At 34.6% G+C, this 19,590-nt stretch carries 14 protein-coding genes; 7 read left to right on the forward strand and 7 right to left on the reverse strand.

Going from position 1 to position 19,590, the window contains the following annotated elements; all coding sequences use genetic code 11:
• Nucleotides 1–39: 39 nt before the first annotated feature.
• A complete protein-coding gene (locus HX049_RS07385; RefSeq protein WP_286415118.1) occupies nucleotides 40–564 on the reverse strand; it encodes a transposase in 525 nt (174 codons plus the stop codon).
• A 957-nt stretch (nucleotides 565–1,521) separates the two neighbouring features.
• On the opposite strand from HX049_RS07385, the gene HX049_RS07390 reads away from it, so the two are divergent.
• The 6 genes from HX049_RS07390 to HX049_RS07415 all read left to right on the forward strand — a co-directional run bounded on the left by HX049_RS07390 (nucleotide 1,522) and on the right by HX049_RS07415 (nucleotide 9,723).
• Nucleotides 1,522–2,382: an MBL fold metallo-hydrolase gene (locus tag HX049_RS07390; RefSeq protein WP_286415119.1), complete on the forward strand. Its 861-nt coding sequence runs from the start codon at nucleotides 1,522–1,524 to the stop codon at nucleotides 2,380–2,382.
• A 76-nt stretch (nucleotides 2,383–2,458) separates the two neighbouring features.
• Nucleotides 2,459–4,072: a S8 family peptidase gene (locus HX049_RS07395; protein ID WP_286415121.1), complete on the forward strand. Its 1,614-nt coding sequence runs from the start codon at nucleotides 2,459–2,461 to the stop codon at nucleotides 4,070–4,072.
• A gap of 54 nt (nucleotides 4,073–4,126) precedes the next feature.
• A complete protein-coding gene (locus HX049_RS07400) occupies nucleotides 4,127–6,049 on the forward strand; it encodes a M1 family metallopeptidase (RefSeq protein WP_286415122.1) in 1,923 nt (640 codons plus the stop codon).
• Nucleotides 6,050–6,119: 70 nt separating this feature from the next.
• Nucleotides 6,120–6,521 carry a ribonuclease P protein component gene (gene rnpA / locus HX049_RS07405; RefSeq protein WP_131540382.1) on the forward strand — a complete coding sequence of 134 codons (402 nt, stop codon included), beginning with the start codon at nucleotides 6,120–6,122 and terminating at the stop codon, nucleotides 6,519–6,521.
• Nucleotides 6,522–6,772: 251 nt separating this feature from the next.
• Nucleotides 6,773–7,642, forward strand: a complete 870-nt coding sequence (locus tag HX049_RS07410) for a tyrosine-protein phosphatase (RefSeq protein WP_286415125.1) — start codon at nucleotides 6,773–6,775, stop codon at nucleotides 7,640–7,642.
• Nucleotides 7,643–7,740: 98 nt separating this feature from the next.
• Nucleotides 7,741–9,723, forward strand: coding sequence for a KUP/HAK/KT family potassium transporter (locus HX049_RS07415; protein ID WP_286415127.1), 1,983 nt, complete (start codon nucleotides 7,741–7,743; stop codon nucleotides 9,721–9,723).
• A gap of 42 nt (nucleotides 9,724–9,765) precedes the next feature.
• On the opposite strand, the gene HX049_RS07420 is transcribed toward HX049_RS07415, so the two are convergent.
• Genes HX049_RS07420 through HX049_RS07430 form a run of 3 tightly spaced genes read right to left on the reverse strand, consistent with a single transcriptional unit; the run spans nucleotide 9,766 to nucleotide 13,539 of the window.
• Nucleotides 9,766–10,761, reverse strand: coding sequence for a DUF4837 family protein (locus tag HX049_RS07420; protein ID WP_286415128.1), 996 nt, complete (start codon nucleotides 10,759–10,761; stop codon nucleotides 9,766–9,768).
• 23 nt (nucleotides 10,762–10,784) lie between these two features.
• Nucleotides 10,785–12,293 carry a lytic transglycosylase domain-containing protein gene (locus tag HX049_RS07425; protein WP_286415129.1) on the reverse strand — a complete coding sequence of 503 codons (1,509 nt, stop codon included), beginning with the start codon at nucleotides 12,291–12,293 and terminating at the stop codon, nucleotides 10,785–10,787.
• Between the two features lie 55 nt (nucleotides 12,294–12,348).
• Nucleotides 12,349–13,539 (reverse strand): phosphoglycerate kinase, encoded by a 1,191-nt coding sequence (locus tag HX049_RS07430; RefSeq protein WP_286415130.1) that lies wholly within the window; start codon nucleotides 13,537–13,539, stop codon nucleotides 12,349–12,351.
• 522 nt (nucleotides 13,540–14,061) lie between these two features.
• Here HX049_RS07430 and HX049_RS07435 point away from each other — a divergent pair.
• Entirely contained in the window at nucleotides 14,062–15,210 is a 1,149-nt protein-coding gene (locus tag HX049_RS07435; protein ID WP_286415131.1) for an ATP-binding protein, read from the forward strand.
• Nucleotides 15,211–15,453: 243 nt separating this feature from the next.
• Here HX049_RS07435 and HX049_RS07440 read toward each other — a convergent pair whose 3' ends face one another.
• The 3 genes from HX049_RS07440 to HX049_RS07450 all read right to left on the reverse strand — a co-directional run bounded on the left by HX049_RS07440 (nucleotide 15,454) and on the right by HX049_RS07450 (nucleotide 19,534).
• On the reverse strand, nucleotides 15,454–17,733 hold the full coding sequence (locus HX049_RS07440) for a helix-turn-helix domain-containing protein (RefSeq protein WP_286415133.1): 2,280 nt from the start codon (nucleotides 17,731–17,733) through the stop codon (nucleotides 15,454–15,456).
• Between the two features lie 93 nt (nucleotides 17,734–17,826).
• Nucleotides 17,827–18,417: an OmpH family outer membrane protein gene (locus HX049_RS07445; RefSeq protein WP_006262473.1), complete on the reverse strand. Its 591-nt coding sequence runs from the start codon at nucleotides 18,415–18,417 to the stop codon at nucleotides 17,827–17,829.
• Nucleotides 18,418–18,685: 268 nt separating this feature from the next.
• Nucleotides 18,686–19,534, reverse strand: coding sequence for a class I SAM-dependent methyltransferase (locus HX049_RS07450; RefSeq protein ID WP_286415135.1), 849 nt, complete (start codon nucleotides 19,532–19,534; stop codon nucleotides 18,686–18,688).
• Nucleotides 19,535–19,590: the final 56 nt, after the last annotated feature.

The following is a 19,590-nucleotide window of genomic DNA, read 5'->3' on the forward strand; positions in this document are numbered from 1 at the left end:
ACAAAGTTACACATTCAAAGCACGAACAAAACACCCCATTCAAAACTCATTATAAAACCTATCCTTATTCCAACGTGAAGGATTAGTATAAATATAATTAGCAATATTCTGATACGCAGAAACTGTTCTGATGATATGATCATGATACCCATCTTGCCAAAAGAACGCTATACCAAGACTATTAGCATCTTTCTTTACTCCCACTTTAAACCCCTTTATTATACTTCCTAAACTTCCGGATACGTTTTTAAACTCCTTGTTATTATCAATATTCTTAGTTTTATCATTCCCTCTATTAATATGTAAGATACCATGCACATGATTTGGCATTACAATAAATGCATCTAATATAACAAATGGATAATAATGAGGGATACTAAACCAACAATTTAAAACACATCTCCCTAAATCATTTAAGTACATCTTATCTTGAAATATATACCCAAAATTATGTTTCATATCTCTTGTACAAATAGTAATAAAATACGTTCCATCATTTGTATAATCCCACCATTTAGCTCTATTTGAAGATCGATTATACACACCTTTAAACTTCTTATTCATAATTCTTTTTTATGAATAAACACAGCAAAAAGTAATCCTTACTTATGTGTATATTAAATATTTACAATTTAATAATATTGATTGGGTTATTTTATTTGACACGGATAATAATCAGTGTGTACATTGATTGGATTATTTTATTTGACACGGATGATAATCCGTCTCTACTATAATCACAATATAATTAACTGACCTACTTCCTGGACACGGATAATCTGTCTCTACATTGATTGGATTATTTTATATGACACGGATGATAATCCGTCTCTACTTTATTGACCATACAATTAACTGACCAACTTTCTGGATACAGATAATCTGTCTCTACATTGATTGGATTATTTTATTTAACACGGATGATAATCCGTCTCTACTATAATCACATTACAATTAACTGACCTACTTTCTGGACACAGATAATCTGTGTGTACATTGATTGGGTTATTTTGTTTGACACGGGGATGATAATCTGTCTCTACTTTATTGACGATACAATTAACTAACCTACTTTCTGGATACAGATAATCTGTCTCTACATTGATTGGATTATTTTATTTGACACGGATAATAATCCGTCTCTACTATAATCACAATACAATTTCTAATTCTTCATTAACTATCGCCCTCTTTTGCCCTTTTTGGCTATTATTGGAGAGATTGCCTTCCTTTGGTTATTTCATTTCACCATAAAAAATTATTAATCAACACCTTATCACTTTTTAATCAAAAAGTGTTCGGAAGCTATTCGGTAATACCCAGTGTTTACTTGGGATAAGCACCCTTTTACCGAACCGTACTAAATCTCTACCCGAACCATCTACTTACTAGTATCACTTCTCTTTACTACCTATCAGATTCTATGTTACACTAAGGCCAGTGACAGACTTTTGCAAAAAAGAGAGACTAGGAGAAATAATTTTAGTAATTTGCACCTAACTCAAATAAACTAAAACAATTATGAAACTATACGCTATAGAAAGTGGCAACTTTAAACTAGACGGTGGTGCTATGTTTGGCGTTGTTCCTAAAGTGATTTGGAACAAAACCAACCCTGCGGATGCTAATAACCTCATCGACTTAGGGGCTAGACTACTCCTTATCGAAGAGGGCAACAGACTGATCCTTATCGATACAGGTATGGGAAATAAACAATCTGATAAATTCTTTGGATATTATAATCTATGGGGTGACCATAGCATAGACAAGTCTCTAGCTAAGCATGGCTTTCACAGAGATGATATCACAGATGTATTTTTGACACACTTACACTTCGACCACGTAGGAGGTGCTGTAAACTGGAATAGTGATAGAACAGGATATGTAAACGCGTTTAAAAACGCGAAGTACTGGACGAATGAGAATCACTGGCAATGGGCAACTAAACCGAATGCTAGAGAGAAGGCTTCTTTCTTATCAGAAAATATACTTCCTATACAGGAGAGCGGTGCACTTCACTTTATCCCAAAGGCTGAAGGAAACATACTGCACAACTCAGAATTAGGCTTTGATATCTTCTTCGCAGATGGACATACTGAGAAGCAAATGATCCCTATACTGAACTATAAAGGAAAAAAGATAGCTTATGTAGCCGATCTACTGCCTACAGTAGGACACATCCCTCTTCCTTATGTAATGGGATACGATACAAGGCCTCTGCTAACACTAGACGAAAAAGAGAAATTCTTAAAGATGGCAGCTGATGACAACTGGTATTTGTTCTTAGAACACGATGCTCATAATGAAATCATCACTGTACAACATACCGAAAAAGGAGTGAGACTAAATGAGAATTTAAAAGCTAATGAAATCTTAATTTAGTGTTAAGTACACTTTCAAGATGTAACTTATTTATATTTTTAGCACGAATAACATTGATAATTTAAATTTAACTATAATGCGATTGATTAAACCTTTATACCTATCAGCTGCTTTAGCATTAGCCCTAACTAGCTGTGGTACAACAAGTACGATTACTAATACACCAATCTCGGGTGTAGATAATCTACCGAAGAGAACAACAAAACTTACAGAAGAACAATTACGCAGATGGAGTCATTTAGACATCATCAATGACACTGTTCCTGGAATGTCTGTAGACAGAGCGTATGAAGAAATTCTTAAAGGAAAGAAATTACCTAAGAAAGTAATTGTAGGAGTTGTAGATTCAGGTATTGAGATTGATCATGATGATTTAAAGACTCAAGTTTGGACAAACCCTAATGAAATAGCGGGTAATGGTATCGATGATGATAATAATGGATACATCGATGATATCCACGGATGGAACTTCTTAGGACAGTCTGTACACGAAAACATGGAATTAGTACGTGTGATCCGTAGAGGAGATGATGGTTCTGAGCAGTATAAAAGAGCTGTGAAGGAATACGACGAAGAGATAAAAAGCAACCAAGAGAGCAAACTACGCGTAGACATGTTATTGCGTGCGAATGAGCGTATCGCAAAATACCTAGATAAGAAGGACTACACAATGGATGACTTAAACAGTATTCCATTAGACGCAAATGAAGAGATTCTTCACTCTAAGAATGTTATGTATAATATCTTAGCAGGTGGAAGAGAGTTATCTTGGTTAGAAGCTTACAAAAACAGTGTAGAAAGTAAAGCGAAACACCACTTAAACTTAGAGTTCGACGGTAGAAAGATAGTAGGTGATGATCATACAGATATCAATGATAGAATCTATGGTGATAACAACGTGATCGGACCTGTAAGAGAAGAGGCTAAACACGGTACTCACGTAGCTGGTATTATCGCTCAGACTCGTGGTAATAACTTAGGTGGAGACGGTGTAGCATCTGAGGTAGCAGAGATCATGGCTGTAAGAGCTGTACCTGATGGAGATGAGTATGATAAGGATATCGCATTAGGGATCAGATATGCTGTAGATAACGGTGCTAAAGTAATCAACGGAAGCTTCGGTAAATACTATGAAGAAAACAGTCAGTGGGTACGTGACGCTATTAAATATGCAGAAGAGAAAGATGTACTTATCGTAGTAGCTGCAGGTAATGATGCTATGGACTTAAACATCCCTGGAGGTGTAGAGCGCTATCCTAATGATAATGTAAAGATGGGACCAGAGATCTCTAACAACTTCTTAGTAGTAGGAGCTCTTAACCCAGAGTTTGGTAAAAATATGGTGGCTCGTTTCTCTAACTATGGAGATTATGACGTAGATGTATTCGCTCCTGGAGTGAAGATCTATGCTACTGTACCAACGAATACTTATGAGTACTTACAAGGTACTTCTATGGCTTCTCCTAACGTAGCAGGTGTTGCAGCATTAGTGAGAGCTTATTACCCAGAGTTTACAGCTGGAGAAGTGAAGAAAATCATCATGGACTCAGGTGTAGCAGTAAACTTCGACGTAGTAGTAGGTGAGAAAAAAGAAATCAGAAATTTCCAATCTATCTCTACTTCTGGTAAGTTTGTAAATGCTTACAATGCATTACTATTAGCTGAGAAATTGTCAAAAGCTAAAAAATAAAACTTGTAACTAAGTAACCCTTAATATAAAAAGCTCCACATTTATGCATAATATATGTGGAGTTTTGATTTCAAACACATTATGAAAAAAATATTACTAACTCTAGCTATTTGCTCTATTGCCTTAATAGATGTAATCGCTCAAAACAACCCTAATCCAGGTTATTGGCAACAACATGTTGACTATAAAATGGACGTGAAGATGGACGTGAAAAAGTACCAATATACAGGTACTCAAAAGTTAACTTATACGAACAATTCACCTGATACTTTAAAGGCAGTATACTTCCACCTTTACTACAACGCATTCCAACCAAATAGTGATATGGATGCGCTACTATCAAATATCGCTGATCCTGACTCTCGTATGGTAGATACTAAAACAGTGAGAGGTAGAAAAGTATTTGAAAGTAGAATCACAAAGCTAAAAGACAATGAAATAGGATACTTAAAGGTATCTAAAATGATGCAAGATGGTGAGGCTTTAGAGACGAAAGAAGTAGGTACTGTACTAGAGGTAACTCTAAAAAAACCTATCGCTCCTAAGTCATCTACTGTATTCACAATGAATTTCGATGGACAAGCTCCTGTGATGATCCGTAGAGCTGGTAGAAACTCTAAAGAGGGTGTAGCACTGTCTATGTCTCAATGGTTCCCTAAGATCGCTGAATACGACTTCGAAGGATGGCATGCTGAGCAGTATCTAGGTAGAGAGTTCCACAGTGTATGGGGTGACTTCGACGTAAAAATTACATTAGATAAAAACTATATCTTAGGTGGTACAGGTAATATCGTAAATAATAATGAGGTGGGATATGGATACCAAGATGCTGGTATCGATGATAACTCTATCAAGAAAGGTAAAGAGCTTACATGGCACTTTAAGGCTGAGAATGTACTAGACTTTACATGGGCAGCAGACCCTAACTTCATACACGATACGTATGATGGACCTGATGGAGTGAAACTTCACTTCTTATATAAAAACAATCCTGCTATTATAGATAACTGGAAAAAACTACAGCCTGTAACAGCAGAGTTAATGAAATTCTTCAATGAGAATGTAGGTCCTTACCCTTATAACCAATACTCTGTAATACAAGGTGGTGATGGAGGTATGGAATACTCTATGTGTACCTTAATCACAGGAGAGAGATCATTCCCTAGCTTAGCAGGTGTGACTGCTCATGAGTTAGCACACAGTTGGTTCCAACATGCATTAGCTACTAATGAGACAAAACACGAATGGATGGATGAAGGGTTTACTTCATTTATCTCTGACCTAGCGATGCTAAAGATCTTACCTAAAGACCAACAAGAAGATGTGAATCCGTTCGGATCTACTTATAAGAGCTACTACAGCTTAGTGTCTAAGGGGATGCAAGAGCCATTAAGTACACATGCAGATCATTATCTTACGAATAGAGCATATTCTACATCTGCATACAGCAGAGGGTCTATCTTCTTAACTCAATTAGCTTACTTAATCGGGTGGGATAATATGATGACTACACTGAGAACGTACTATAATGAATACAAGTTCACTCACCCTACTCCTAATGACTTCAAGCGTGTAGCAGAGAAAGTATCTGGTGCTGTATTAGACCAATATTTAATCGACTGGACACAGACGAACAACACGATAGACTACTCTATCCTATTCGTAGAAGAGGTACAGAAAAACCAAACTTTAGTTACTTTAGGAAGAATGGGAAGAATGGGGATGCCACTAGATATCTTAGTAGAATACGAAGATGGTTCTATAGAGACGTTCTATATCCCTTATACTTCAATGCACTGGATAAAACCTAACCAATTTGTACAATACGAAAGAACAGTATTAGATGGATGGGGATGGGCTCAACCAGAGTATAAATTCACAATCAACAAGCCAAAAGGTACTATTAAGAAAATAGTGATCGACCCAAGCCAGTTTATGGCTGATGTAAATCAAGAAAATAGTATCTATACAAAATAGAAATAGGCCGCAGTAGCGGCCTATTTTATTTATAAATATTTCATATTCCTTTGCTACCTTTGCAATCTATATGGAACAAAAAAAATACAATTATCCTAAAAAGGAAAAACTAAAAAGCAAAACTGTAATCGAAGAGTTATTTACAACAGGTAAAACTGTGAGTAAATACCCTTTGAGAATGGTATATGTGCAGATAGCTAATCAAGAAGACCTCCCTCTAAAAGTAGGGGTGTCTGTATCTAAACGCCATTTTAAAAAGGCGGTAGATAGAAACTATTTTAAAAGATTATTACGTGAAGCATATAGGCTAAATAAACACTTACTTCTAGAAAATATAGATAAGCCTTATGCTATGATGCTATTCTATCAATCTAAAGATAGATTAACATTCAAAGATGTAAACGAGAAGATGATTAAGCTTTTCGAAAAATTCATAGACGCTACAACAGAAAAAAAAGAAGATACTCCTTAATAATTTATCTTTTTTACCCCTTATATTTGCACTATATCAAAAATACATTTAACTTAATAGTTTTCTGATTATTAATCATTAAATACTAATAAATAAATATCTTTTCATTATCTAAAAGTATTATTTATTCTTGATTGAGTTGATCATTTTTACAATACATAGCATCTAATGCTACTTACGTGTAAGAGTTCAGAAAAGCATTGTTATAAATATTCCTGAGATTATTCAGGATTTAAAATAGTGATAGCTCTATGCAAAATTTAGAAAAAGGAAATTGTTTAATTAAAACCGATAGTGATGTAAAACACATCTCTACACCTAACAAAAGCACTCTAGACCTTAATACTACACACAAAGGTCTTGAAGTAGCTAATAACAGATTGCGCCACATTCCTTTACAAGGTCAGTCTAACTTCAGAGACCTAGGCGGATATCAAACACAGGACAATAAAACGGTTAGATGGGGATGCTTATTCCGCTCAGGACAATTGAGTAACTTAACTAACTTAGACCTAGACTACCTTAGCTCACTTCCATTGACTACAATAGTAGACTTTAGAAGTAAAGAAGAAAGTGAAGAGCAGAAAACACTCTTACCTAAAACGGTAGTTAATGAAGTACTTCTGCCCATCACACCTGGTAATCTTAGTAAGAATCAGGTAATGCAGATCGTGCAAGAAGGTGATGTAGACCTAGCGACTAAGTTTTTAGTGGATATCAATGAACAACTAGTACTCGACAATCAAAGTCAATACAAAGCTTTCTTTAGAGAGGTAGAGTGTTCAGAGGCTCCATTAATGTTTAACTGTACGGCGGGTAAAGATAGAACAGGCTTAGCTGCTGCTCTACTCCTATCTGCTCTAGGCGTGAATCAGCATACAGTGATAGAAGATTATCTATTGACTAATCAATATGTCAATCTCAATATACAAAAGATACAACAACAATTTAATCTAGAAATACAACAAGCAGAAACACTTCTAACCCTATTCACAGTACAAGAACAATTCTTAGATAAGGCATTGAATACTATAGAAAAATATTATACTTCTGTAGAACAGTACTTGACAGAAATATTAGAAGTGGATATCGCTTTGTTAAAAGCAAAATATCTTTACTAAACTAAGACTAGCCATGGAGTGGTATTTATTCCTATTCTGACTATTAGCTTATTAGTAACCATATCGTTACAAATTACAAGTTTAAATCCGACACTTTTATGCAAGCACAGTCATCACATGGCCACAGTTCTCAATTGAATAAAATAACCTTAGGGACACTACTAGTGACCTTAGGTATTATCTATGGAGACATTGGTACATCCCCACTTTATGTAATGAAGGCCATCATAGGAAAAGAGGTTATCCGAGAGGATATTATCTTAGGAGCTATTTCATGCGTTTTTTGGACTTTAACCTTACAGACGACCATTAAATATGTTTTTCTAACTCTAAAAGCAGATAATAATGGTGAAGGAGGTATATTCTCACTCTATACTTTAGTTAAGAGGTTGAAGAAACGTTGGTTAATCATTCCTGCTATTATTGGAGGTAGCGCATTATTAGCCGATGGTATCATCACCCCTCCTATTTCTATATCCTCTGCTATAGAAGGACTTAGAATATATGAACCTAAACTACAGACTATTCCGATAGTCATAGGAATTATCTTTATTCTCTTTGTCATCCAACAATTTGGTACCAAAGCTATTGGTAAATTCTTTGGCCCTATGATGACCTTGTGGTTTTTAATGATAGGAATGATTGGTCTATTTCACTTAGTGGATAACCTTACAGTACTTAAGGCTTTAAATCCTTACTATGCAGTTCATTTACTTTCTATACACTCAGAAGGGTATTTTGTACTGGGGTTTGTCTTTCTATGTACTACAGGAGCAGAAGCACTGTATAGTGATCTAGGACATTGTGGGATAAAGAATATACGCATCACTTGGGCATTTGTAAAAGCGATGCTAGTATTGTGTTATTTTGGACAAGGAGCTTATTTAATCAACTTTTCTAACCAGACACTACTAGAACTATCAACAGACAATCAAAACCCTGCTAATCCCTTCTTTTTAGTTATGCCAGAATGGTTCCTACCTTTTGGTATCGCTATTGCTACATTAGCGGCAGTAATTGCATCACAAGCCTTAATAAGTGGATCATTTACACTCATCAATGAAGCGATAAGACTTAACTTATGGCCAAAAGTAAAAGTAAAGTTCCCGACCAATGTGAAAGGTCAACTATATATACCTTCTATCAACTGGTTACTATTCTTAGGCTGTGTATTCGTAGTTCTACACTTTGAAGAGTCAGGAAATATGGAGGCTGCGTATGGACTAGCGATTACGTTGTGTATGATCATGACTACGATCTTACTAGGCTACTATATGTACTTAAAACGTGTGCATATCATTGTGATTGTCTTAGTTGAACTAATATACCTGAGCTTAGAAGTTTCATTCTTTATTGCTAACGTTCAGAAGTTTACTCACGGTGGTTATGTTACGGTTATCATAGCATCTTTACTAGCTGGTACGATGATTATAAATTACCTAGCTAAAAAGATAAGAAAGAACTACACAGAGTTTGTCAATATAGAACAATACAAAGACATCCTACTAGATATCAGTGGAGATACAAGCATTCCTAAATTTGCTTCTAATTTAATCTATTTAACCAACTCCAATACATGTTCTAAAATAGAGTATAAAGTGCTCTACTCTATCACACAACGAAGACCTAAAAGAGCAGATAACTATTGGTTTATACATGTAAATGTGAGTGATCAACCTTATAACTTAGAATATAAAATTCAGAAGATGGGTGCTGATAATATTATCCGTGTTGACTTTTATCTAGGTTTTAGAAATGATCAAAAAATCAGTGTATTAATGAAACAAGTACTCAAAGAACTGACTGAAACAGGTGAAGTAGATGTTATTAGTAAATACACCTCTCTACAGAAAAATAATATCTATACAGACTTTGAGTATGTATTGATAGAAAAAGAATTGTCTTATGACAATGAGTTACCAGCTCATGAAACAATTATTTTGAAATTATACGAATGGCTTAAAAAACTAGCCCTGTCAGAAGAAAAGGCCTTTGGTCTAGACAGTAGTGCTGTAACCGTTGAGCGATTTCCAATGGTGATTAATCCAATAGACGAATTACCTTTACATAGAAGGTATTAATACATAAAAAGGCGTTCAGTAGTGAACGCCTTTTTAATTTATTTAATTTGTTTCACTCTCATTAAATTTTAAAGAGTTAACAATTGATTCTACTTCCATTAAGATACCTCTCTTTCCCATTGCAGGATTATATACTAACCCTTCTATAAACAAGTATCTATTAGCTGATACATCTCTAAATACATAACTCATATAAGGACCACTCATAAAGCTATTATGCATATCCCACTCTCCAGTGAACTCATAGACCTTTCGTCCTTGTCTTATAAACTCTCTATTATTAGGAATAAATCCTTCGTTGAGTCTTAGATAAGAATTATCTTCTATAGAGTGTATATACTTCCCATTTACCGAATCTTTTACAGATAATAAGTTACTTAGAATAGTTCCCTCTGTATTCTCAATTCTATCTATCGGTACATCATAAATCAGAATATTACTATTACCTGAAGCAATATTCTTTTTAAACCATACAAAGTGATAATTACTTCCAACCAGCTTATAGGTAGTTGGCAAATTTAAACTTACTTGAAACTTATCTTGAAAATAGTCAATATCAACAATTTTTCCTTCAAGAATTCGCTTTGCAACGACATCAAACTCAGAACGCAAGATAGAATTTACGATAGAGTCCGCATTCTTCTTAAACTCACTTATTAACCCCTTCCTAGAATCTCCACTCACCGTAAAGTACATCTGCCCTGCAATATGTTTATCCTTCTCGAATAAAAAGCTATTGTTATTATAATTATCCGAAAAAACTATAATATTTCGTCTGTTCTTTGTACGTGAAGAAAATAGATTAGGTGAAATCTGCTCCAAAGAAAAAGTAGACTCTGGCGGTGTAATACCTTCTATAGGTACAGCTAACTGTTCTCTTATACTATCTCCTACACTACCGTACCACAATCTATCGTTAATGACAATAAGTATTTGATGAGGTACATCCATAGGATCATCTGATCTATTCTTAGCAGACCTATCTCTACACCCAACTAGGGCAAATAATACTAACAATAAACAACCTACATACCTCACACTATACTCTCCTATTTTCTACTCTAATTAAGTCTTAACTTCATACCTGGACGAATGTCATCTGAGTCCTTCATATTATTTAAAGACTTTAACTTAGACACAGTCACTCCAGCAAATTTCTTACTTATTGATGATAAAGAATCTCCTCTCTGTACAGTATAAAAATTATTTTTAGTACCACCTGAAGCTTGAGCTACAGCTTTTTTACCTACTACTAATTTCTTGCCTGGATAGATTAGATTTCCTTTTAGATTATTCAATTTCTTTAATTGTGCAACCGAAATACCGTATTTACTAGCGATAGTACCTACACTCTCCCCTTTGCGTATAGTGTGATAACGCGGATTAATAGATGAACTTTCAACTATAGATTCTGCAACCACAGCATAATTAGGTTGTTCTTTTTTAGAATCTAAGAAGTCTACATAAGCATACATCTTATCCTCATTAGACGCCATTAAACCAATTTTCTTAACTGGTAGTCTTAAGAAATTCAACTTACCACTATCATAAGGAATTACTTGTAACTTGTAAGTAGGATTTAAGAACTCTATTTCTTCTTTAGACACATCTAATAGACTAGCTATTTGATCAAAAGACATTGTCTTCTTTATCGCTATTGTATCAGTCTCTACTACCTTTATAGGTGCTTTTTTAGACGTAATACCATGCTCTTTTGCATATTCAAAAATATACATAGTAGCATAGAACGCTGGCAAATAGTTTTGTGTTTCACGTGGAAGATTAGGTCTAATATTCCAGTAATTCGTATATCCATTAGAGCGACGAATAGCCTTACTCACGTTACCTGGACCAGCATTATAAGATGCTAACACTAAGTCCCAATCACCGAACATCCCATACAAGTCTGAAAGAAACTTAGCAGCTGCCTCAGATGACTTCAATGGATCGATACGATCATCTATATAAGAAGTTACCTCTAGATTATATTGTTTCCCTGTAGGATACATGAATTGCCATAAACCAGTTGCTCCCACTCTAGAGCGAGCCACAGGGTTAAGTGCAGATTCTACTATAGATAAATACTTAACCTCTAAAGGAACATTTTGTTTTGCTAATTGCTCCTCAAACATAGGGAAATAGTATTCTGATAAGCCTAATAACCTCTCAAAAGAACGTTTTCTATTCTTTAAAAATGACTTGATCACGCGTTCTAATGTTTCATTGTATTCCACATTAAAAGGTGTTTTCTCATTTAATCGTTTTAAACGTTCTTTTAAAAGCTCAGTAGGTAATTCATCAAAACGAATATCTCCTTCGTCAAAGTTTGCATCTGCTAACTCATTCTCTAGCTCATTAAATAAATCTTGGTTCATTAACTCACTCAGCCAGCGCTTCTCGATAGAGGCACTACTAGCATGATTAACGAATGTCTTTTTAATAGAGTCCAGATACACCTCTGGGCTCATTTCTTTCTTTGTTACTTCTGTAAGCGTACTAGGCTCATTCTGTCCCATGACTGAGTACGAAAAAAGACCGCATGCTAATAAAGTTAATACTTTGTAATTCATCGCGCTATCTATTATAAAATCCCTATGCTTAGTACATAAGCACAGGGATCTACTATTATTCTTGTATTGCTTTTATTCCAGGTAATACTTGTCCTTCTAACATTTCTAACATTGCTCCACCTCCAGTAGAAACATAACTCATCTTAGGAGCTAGACCGAACTGTTTTACAGCAGCTACAGAGTCTCCACCTCCTACTAATGAAAAAGTACCATTCTTAGTAGCTTCAGCAATGAAGTTACCTAATTCGATCGTACCATTCGCAAATTTCTCCATCTCGAATACTCCTAATGGACCATTCCACAAGATGATTTTTGACTCAGCTACCACAGGCTTTAAGCTTTCTAATGTCTTAGGACCTACGTCTAAACCTTGCCATCCATCAGGAATTTCATTAGCAGCCACCACTTGTACATTTGCATCAGCAGCGAATGCATCAGCAGCTAAAATATCAACAGGTAAATGTACTTGTACATTCTTCTCTTTTGCTTTTTTCAAGATATCTAAAGCTAATTCTAGCTTATCATCTTCACAGATAGAATTACCGATCTTACCTCCTAGAGCTTTAATAAACGTAAAGGTCATCCCTCCACCGATAATCATGTGATCTATCTTATCTAAGATATTCTCGATAATCGTAATTTTAGAAGATACTTTAGAACCTCCTAATACAGCTGTAACAGGCTTATCAGTACTATTCAATACCTTGTTTAAACTCTCTATTTCTTTAGCTAATAAATAACCAAAGCATTTTTTATCAGCAAAGTACTTCGCTACGATAGTAGTAGAAGCATGCGCTCTATGTGCAGTACCAAAAGCATCATTCACATAAAAATCAGCTAACTCCGCTAACTGTTTTGAGAACCCTTCATCCCCTTTTTCTTCCTCTGCGTAGAAACGTAGGTTTTCTAATAAGATGATATCTCCAGCTTTACTAGCTGCGATAGCTTCTTTAACTGTACTGCCTATACAGTCACTCACAAAAGTAACTTTATGTCCTAAAATCTCTTCTGTTTTTGAAACGATATGACGTAGTGAATACTTGTCATTACGCTCTCCTTTAGGTCTTCCTAAGTGAGACATTAAGATAGCTACACCACCGTCTTTTATTATTTTTTCAATAGTAGGTTTTGCAGCCTCTATTCTATTTGTATCTGTAACATTAAAATTCTCATCTAGGGGAACATTAAAGTCAACTCTAACTAACACCTTTTGACCTTTAAAATCAAAACTATCAATAGATTTCATCTTTACTTTTTTATATATTTTACGATAAGTTACACAAATATAAATCTTTTTCGATATCAGACTACCTGATTATTATATTGTTAAACGAAAATTTTAACATATTACACTCATTACTCTTTTATAAATACACTAATAAATAGAGTTATTAATAAATATATTTCACTTTACATATATTTATTATTCAATATTATAGTATTTATCAACAGAAATACAAAATAATAAGCCGAAATAAATATTTAAACTATTTTTAATTTTAGAACAGTTATGAATTAGAACTTGTCTAAAAAACTCTAAATATCAAACAAAATAGACATTACTAACACAAAATTAAACGCAAAACACATTCGCTTGATTATCACTTCACAGATTTAGTACCTGATAATAAGCCATATTATCACATCATATTGTTCTACAACTAACCTTATTTTGTGAAGGTAAATAATTTCTAAACAGAAATAAAATAGTTGTACAATTATGAATCTGATTATTTTAAACACTTGATAATTAATTTATCTTTGCCTTATGCAATTTTCAGATATTATAGGACAATCCTTTTTAAAAAATCATTTGATACATTCAGCTGCATCAGGTCGTGTACCTCATGCACAGTTATTTATTGGTGGAGAAGGTACAGGTACTTTACCGATGGCTATCGCCTATGCACAGTATTTACTATGCAAAAATACGGGTAATGAAAACACAGGAGGAAATGATGCCTGTAATATCAAATTTAACAATCTTGCTCACCCAGATTTGCACTTTGTCTATCCTGTAGCTACGACAGAAGCAGTAAAAAAGAATGCTACTAGCGATCTATTTGCAGAACAATGGCGCGGTTTTTTAAAAACAAATAGTTACGGAAACCTTTTCGATTGGTACACCCACATTGATATTCAGAATAAACAGGGACAGATAGGTGTAGATGAAGCGAGTGAAGTATTGAAAAAACTTGCCTTAAAATCCTTCGAAGGTGGTTATAAGATTATGATTATCTGGATGGCAGATAAACTAAATACTGAGGCATCTAATAAACTGCTAAAGCTATTAGAAGAACCACCTGCTAAAACGGTGTTTATCCTAATCGCAGAGAACGAGAAGAATATCCTACAGACTATCCTCTCGAGATGTCAAGTACTAAAGTTTCCTCCGCTTAACGCCATCGAAATACAAGAAGCCTTAGTACAACGCGAACAATGCGATCCACAAGAAGCCATCATGATCGCTAATCAATCTCAAGGAAGTTATAATAAAGCTCTGAGCTTACTGCATAATAAAGCCAATGCCTTACCTTATGAGAAATGGTTTGTACAATGGGTACGAGCGGCCTTTAGAGCAAAGGGAAACGCTGCTGTAATTCAAGAGTTAATAGAATGGAGTGAAGAACTAGCTGCGCTAGGACGTGAACAGCAAAAACAGTTTATAGAGTTCTGCATAGAACTATTCAGACAGGCACTGTTGTTAAACTATCAGACTCCAGAGCTAGTGTATTATAAAACGACAGTAGATAAGTTTAAACTAGAAAACTTCGCTCCCTTCGTCAACGGAGAAAATATAAATGAAATATACCAAGAGCTAGGAGATGCTATCTACCATATAGAACGTAATGGTAATGCTAAAATGATCTTCACAGATCTATCTATAAAGCTAACAAGGTTAATCCATAAGAAGTAATAAAAACGGTCGCATTCTATGAATGCGACCGTTTTTATATTATTTCTATTTACAAAGGTATTGCTTTGGCTTGCACTTTCTTGCAGATTTCTAGGGCTTTTCTAGGAGAATCCTAGTCAAAACAGATGTTTTGTCGAAGGAATGTGCTAAAATACTGCGAGCAATCCTCTAGCAAAGCAAAAGCAAATAAGCCCCACACTAGATTCATTCTCTAATGATAGTATACTAACCACTGTATAGGCCTTACTCCTCGTTCTGAGCCATTGCGCGTTGATACAGTTTTAATTCTTCCCATGAGAACTCCTCTTCCGCATTCGCTTTAATCTCAGATAACGTCATTCCCTTACTCTTCTCAAATAAAGCAGTTAATTCCTCTATTCGTTCTTTTGGCAATACTTCCTCTAAGGTGATATGCCCATCCATAATCAACTTACCGATATGAGAATAAATCGTAGTCGTAGTCAACTTTCTAGTTAGTGCAATATCTTCTATGCTCATCTTCTCTTTCCACATCTCTAAGGTAATAACGAAGGTAGATTTCTTCTTCTCTTTTGTCTTCGTTTTTGGGCTAGAAGAATATACTTCTATATCTTCCTCCTCTTCTACTCCTAGTTTAGTACTTCTAATCAGATTAGCGATATTGACTAAATGGTTAATCTTATATTCACTGATCTCTAGTGAGCGCAGATTCTCCTTGCATATCTTCTTATCCTCTTCTATTAACTGTAACATAATAGAAGCCTTCTTCATCTGAATAACGGTCTTCAGCAATGACTCTTCTAACGGTACTAATTCTTCGTAGAACGCCTTTGATTTCTTCGCAGTTTTTACCTGTGCTATAGTGAACAATAGTTCAAACACCATGTGGTCTAAACGAGGAAAAAAGTAATCATACGCCTTAAGTACACGCTCTTTAGTAAACTCAAATCTGAAGGGCTCTTCCTCAAACAACGCTCTCAACTGATTGACAAATTTCTCTGAGTGAACAACCATTTCATCTAAGTGATTAGTCATACGCTGAGCCCAGCCCATAAAGGCACTTTTTTTACTTCTCTCCGCCTCGGCATTATAACTATAAAGATGTGTATGCCACTGTGTACTAAGATTAAACCAAGAATAGGTCTGTATCAAATAGTTTCGTAGAAAGTTCTTTGTTTCTATCTTTAATTGCAGATTTAATTCTTCTGCACCAGCCTTATTCTCAGCATAGCTCATTACATCCTCGTCATTGACTAACCCATTCATCTGTATAGGTGATAATAACACTAATCCATCTAACGAACGAAGTCTAGATAAGGCTACATAAGCCTGCCCAGGCAAAAACACCTTAGATACATCTAAAACAGCTTTATCGAAGGTAAGCCCTTGACTCTTATGTACCGTAATAGCCCATGCTAGCTTAAGCGGATAATGACTAAAGGTACCTAAGACCTCCTCTACGATCTCCTTAGTATTAGGGTCTACCGTATATTTTATATTCTGCCACTCGTATCGTTCTACTTCAATGACTTCTTTATTTTCAAACTCTACGAATATCTCATGCTTTGTCAAGGTCTTCACTATACCCATCTTACCGTTGTAGAATCGCTTCTCAGGAGAGATATCATTCTTAATAAAAATAACCTGAGCACCTTCTTTAAGCGTCATTTTTGCTTCTATAGGATATATCTTTTCTGGGAAATCCCCGACTACCTCAGGCATAAAGCTAAACTCCTTGGTAAACAATCCTCTAAGTGCATCCTCATTTATCTTATCCGCCTTAGCATTATGCGTACTTAGAGTGATATAACCAGGGTTATCTTTTATATTAAAATTAGGATTAGTATATTGATTTAAGAGTGCCACATCTTCTCTAGATACGCGATTATTTCGAAGATTATTAAGCAAATTAATAAACACTTGGTCTGACTGTCTATAGACTTTCTCTAACTCTATATACAAAGGTGGATACTGTCTAACGACTTCTGAATGGAAGAAATATACCCCGTCATAATAGCGCTTTAGCACATCCCACTCTTGGTTCTTCACAACAGGAGGTAACTGTAGTAAATCTCCTATGAAAAGAACCTGTACACCACCAAAAGGCTGTTGACTCTTACGCACAGTTTGCAGCATAAAGTTCATCGCATCTAATACATCTGCACGCAACATACTGACCTCGTCTATAATCAATAAATCCATGTTTAAGAACAACGCTCTACGAGCATTACTCATCAGCATATGACGTCTTAGCGATACGCGATTTTCAAACTTGATTGTATCAGTAAAAATAGGAGGATTCTTAGTATCAGGAACGAAAGCAGCAAAAGGCAAATGAAAAAAGGAATGTATGGTCACTCCACCAGCATTTAAAGCCGCTATCCCAGTAGGAGCCACTATTACCGCATTTTTGTGGGTAGTATTAATAATTTCTTTTAACAAGGTAGTTTTACCAGTACCAGCCTTTCCTGTCAAAAAAAGAGATCTATTCGTCTCATTGATAAACTTTAAAACGTATTCTGCTTCTTCTGAAAAATTAGTCATTCCTTTTTTTTTACAAAATACGATAATAAAACTGTACTAAACGAAAAAAGCTCCTGTTAAAACAGGAGCTTTCTCTAAAGTAATTCAAAGATATTACTTTTTATCTTCTTTGCTTTCTGCAGGTTTTGTCTCCTCTAATTTAGCAGGAGTAGCACTACCTTTATATTTAGCATTTAATTCTTTGATCATGATATCAGTAACATCATTACCGTCTTTGCTATAGATAACAGTAGACGCATCCTCAGTATTGAATACATAGTCTAAGTTATTCTTTTTAGCATATTCAGCGATATGTTCTTTTACTTTTTTTACTACAGCTTCCATCTCTTCACCGCTTTCTTTTTGTAAAGCTTGCATTAAAGTTTGTTGTTTAAACTGTAATTCTTGCTCTTTTCTTTGAAGGTTAGCAGCAGTTTGCTCAGCCCATGCTTGACCTTTTTGACGAGCATTAGCTTGGAAGTTTTGAACCTCTTGTTGGAACTTAGCAACTTCAGCTTCTAAGCTTTTTCCTTTTTCTTCAGATTGGATCTTATATTTTGATTCCATATCCTTCATCTCTTCATACTCCTTCATCAACTTAGCAGAATCTACATAAGCAGTTTTGAATTCAGTAGCAGGAGTTGCATTATTATTACATGAAAATAATAATCCAGCTATACCTAGCATTAAAATAGTTTTTTTCATTTTCGCTTTTTTAAACCTGTTGTAAATGTAATAAACTTTTTACAGTTAAATAAAAATAATTAATATATAATAAAAATCTATCACATACATATTATAATATAGATAATACTAATATACAACGTCTTATTTAAACAATAAAAAGAACTATTATCTCAAAAAAGGAATATAAAGACATAAATACTATATAGAAAGTCGCTTAAAACGCTTTAAAATAAGAAATAGCAGTTCAAAAGAGCTAAAAACACCTCTTAACCTATTAAAAAGTAGCTTAGTTCTTTTTTAAATAATAAATCAGGGAAGAGTACTCTAAATTTGTTCTTGCTTCAATATTTGATTTTAATCCGACACGAAAAGCTTTAAACCAATTCTTCTTTCCAGTTTTATATTGTTCTGATAAAAGTGAAACATAAAAACTATCAAATAACATTGGGTACGTTTCTACTAATTCGAATTGGTAAGGATTAAAAAGTAATGGTATTGACTTCTGAGAAAAATGCCAAAGGTGACGAGGTACATCATAAGCTGCCCAATATTGACCATAATACTTAGCATCGTAAGAATTATAATTAGGTACAGCTATGATCAGTGTGCCTTCTTTTTTTAATATACGTTGAAGAGTTTTTATCTGTGTGTCTAGATCAGGTACATGTTCTAACACATGCCACATCGTAATAACATCTACAGAATGATCATCTATATCTTCTAGTGAATCCACTAAGTTTATTCCTTTACTTAAACTTAATTGTCTCGCTCCACTATTTGGTTCATAACCTAAAATAGACCAACCTCTATTTCTACCTTCTAATAGAAACTCCCCTGTCCCACATCCTATGTCTAAAAGTAGACCTTGATCACTTTTAATATCTTCAAGTATTTTGTACTTATTCTGGATTGCTTTTGATTTGATAGTTTGATATACTTTATCGAAGAAAGTCTTTTTACTATCTGTATGAGAAATGTATTCAGGGCTTTCGTAATAACTATCTAATTTATCCAAATCAGGAACTGGTTCAGTTTTTAATAACTGAAACTTCTCATCTAAATAAAGTTCAAATTTTTCTTTAGAAACAGAATGATCTTCTACCTCTAAATATTTAATAGTTGCATTAATTTCCATCAATGAAGTTTTAAAAGCCACACAAATATAAACAACATACATCAGCTTTGATTCTA

It is taken from the genome of Myroides odoratimimus (assembly GCF_030326305.1).
In the GTDB taxonomy this organism is placed as follows: Bacteria; Bacteroidota; Bacteroidia; order Flavobacteriales; family Flavobacteriaceae; genus Flavobacterium; species Flavobacterium odoratimimum_A.

Excerpts from the sequence above, each read along its gene's own strand:
- HX049_RS07385 (WP_286415118.1), bottom strand. The coding sequence starts at position 564 with ATGAATAAGAAGTTTAAAGGTGTGTATAATCGATCTTCAAATAGAGCT.
- HX049_RS07390 (WP_286415119.1), top strand. The coding sequence starts at position 1,522 with ATGAAACTATACGCTATAGAAAGTGGCAACTTTAAACTAGACGGTGGT.
- HX049_RS07395 (WP_286415121.1), top strand. The coding sequence starts at position 2,459 with ATGCGATTGATTAAACCTTTATACCTATCAGCTGCTTTAGCATTAGCC.
- HX049_RS07400 (WP_286415122.1), top strand. The coding sequence starts at position 4,127 with ATGTGGAGTTTTGATTTCAAACACATTATGAAAAAAATATTACTAACT.
- rnpA (WP_131540382.1), top strand. The coding sequence starts at position 6,120 with ATGGAACAAAAAAAATACAATTATCCTAAAAAGGAAAAACTAAAAAGC.
- HX049_RS07410 (WP_286415125.1), top strand. The coding sequence starts at position 6,773 with ATGCAAAATTTAGAAAAAGGAAATTGTTTAATTAAAACCGATAGTGAT.
- HX049_RS07415 (WP_286415127.1), top strand. The coding sequence starts at position 7,741 with ATGCAAGCACAGTCATCACATGGCCACAGTTCTCAATTGAATAAAATA.
- HX049_RS07425 (WP_286415129.1), bottom strand. The coding sequence starts at position 12,293 with ATGAATTACAAAGTATTAACTTTATTAGCATGCGGTCTTTTTTCGTAC.
- HX049_RS07430 (WP_286415130.1), bottom strand. The coding sequence starts at position 13,539 with ATGAAATCTATTGATAGTTTTGATTTTAAAGGTCAAAAGGTGTTAGTT.
- HX049_RS07435 (WP_286415131.1), top strand. The coding sequence starts at position 14,062 with ATGCAATTTTCAGATATTATAGGACAATCCTTTTTAAAAAATCATTTG.
- HX049_RS07440 (WP_286415133.1), bottom strand. The coding sequence starts at position 17,733 with ATGACTAATTTTTCAGAAGAAGCAGAATACGTTTTAAAGTTTATCAAT.
- HX049_RS07445 (WP_006262473.1), bottom strand. The coding sequence starts at position 18,417 with ATGAAAAAAACTATTTTAATGCTAGGTATAGCTGGATTATTATTTTCA.
- HX049_RS07450 (WP_286415135.1), bottom strand. The coding sequence starts at position 19,534 with ATGGAAATTAATGCAACTATTAAATATTTAGAGGTAGAAGATCATTCT.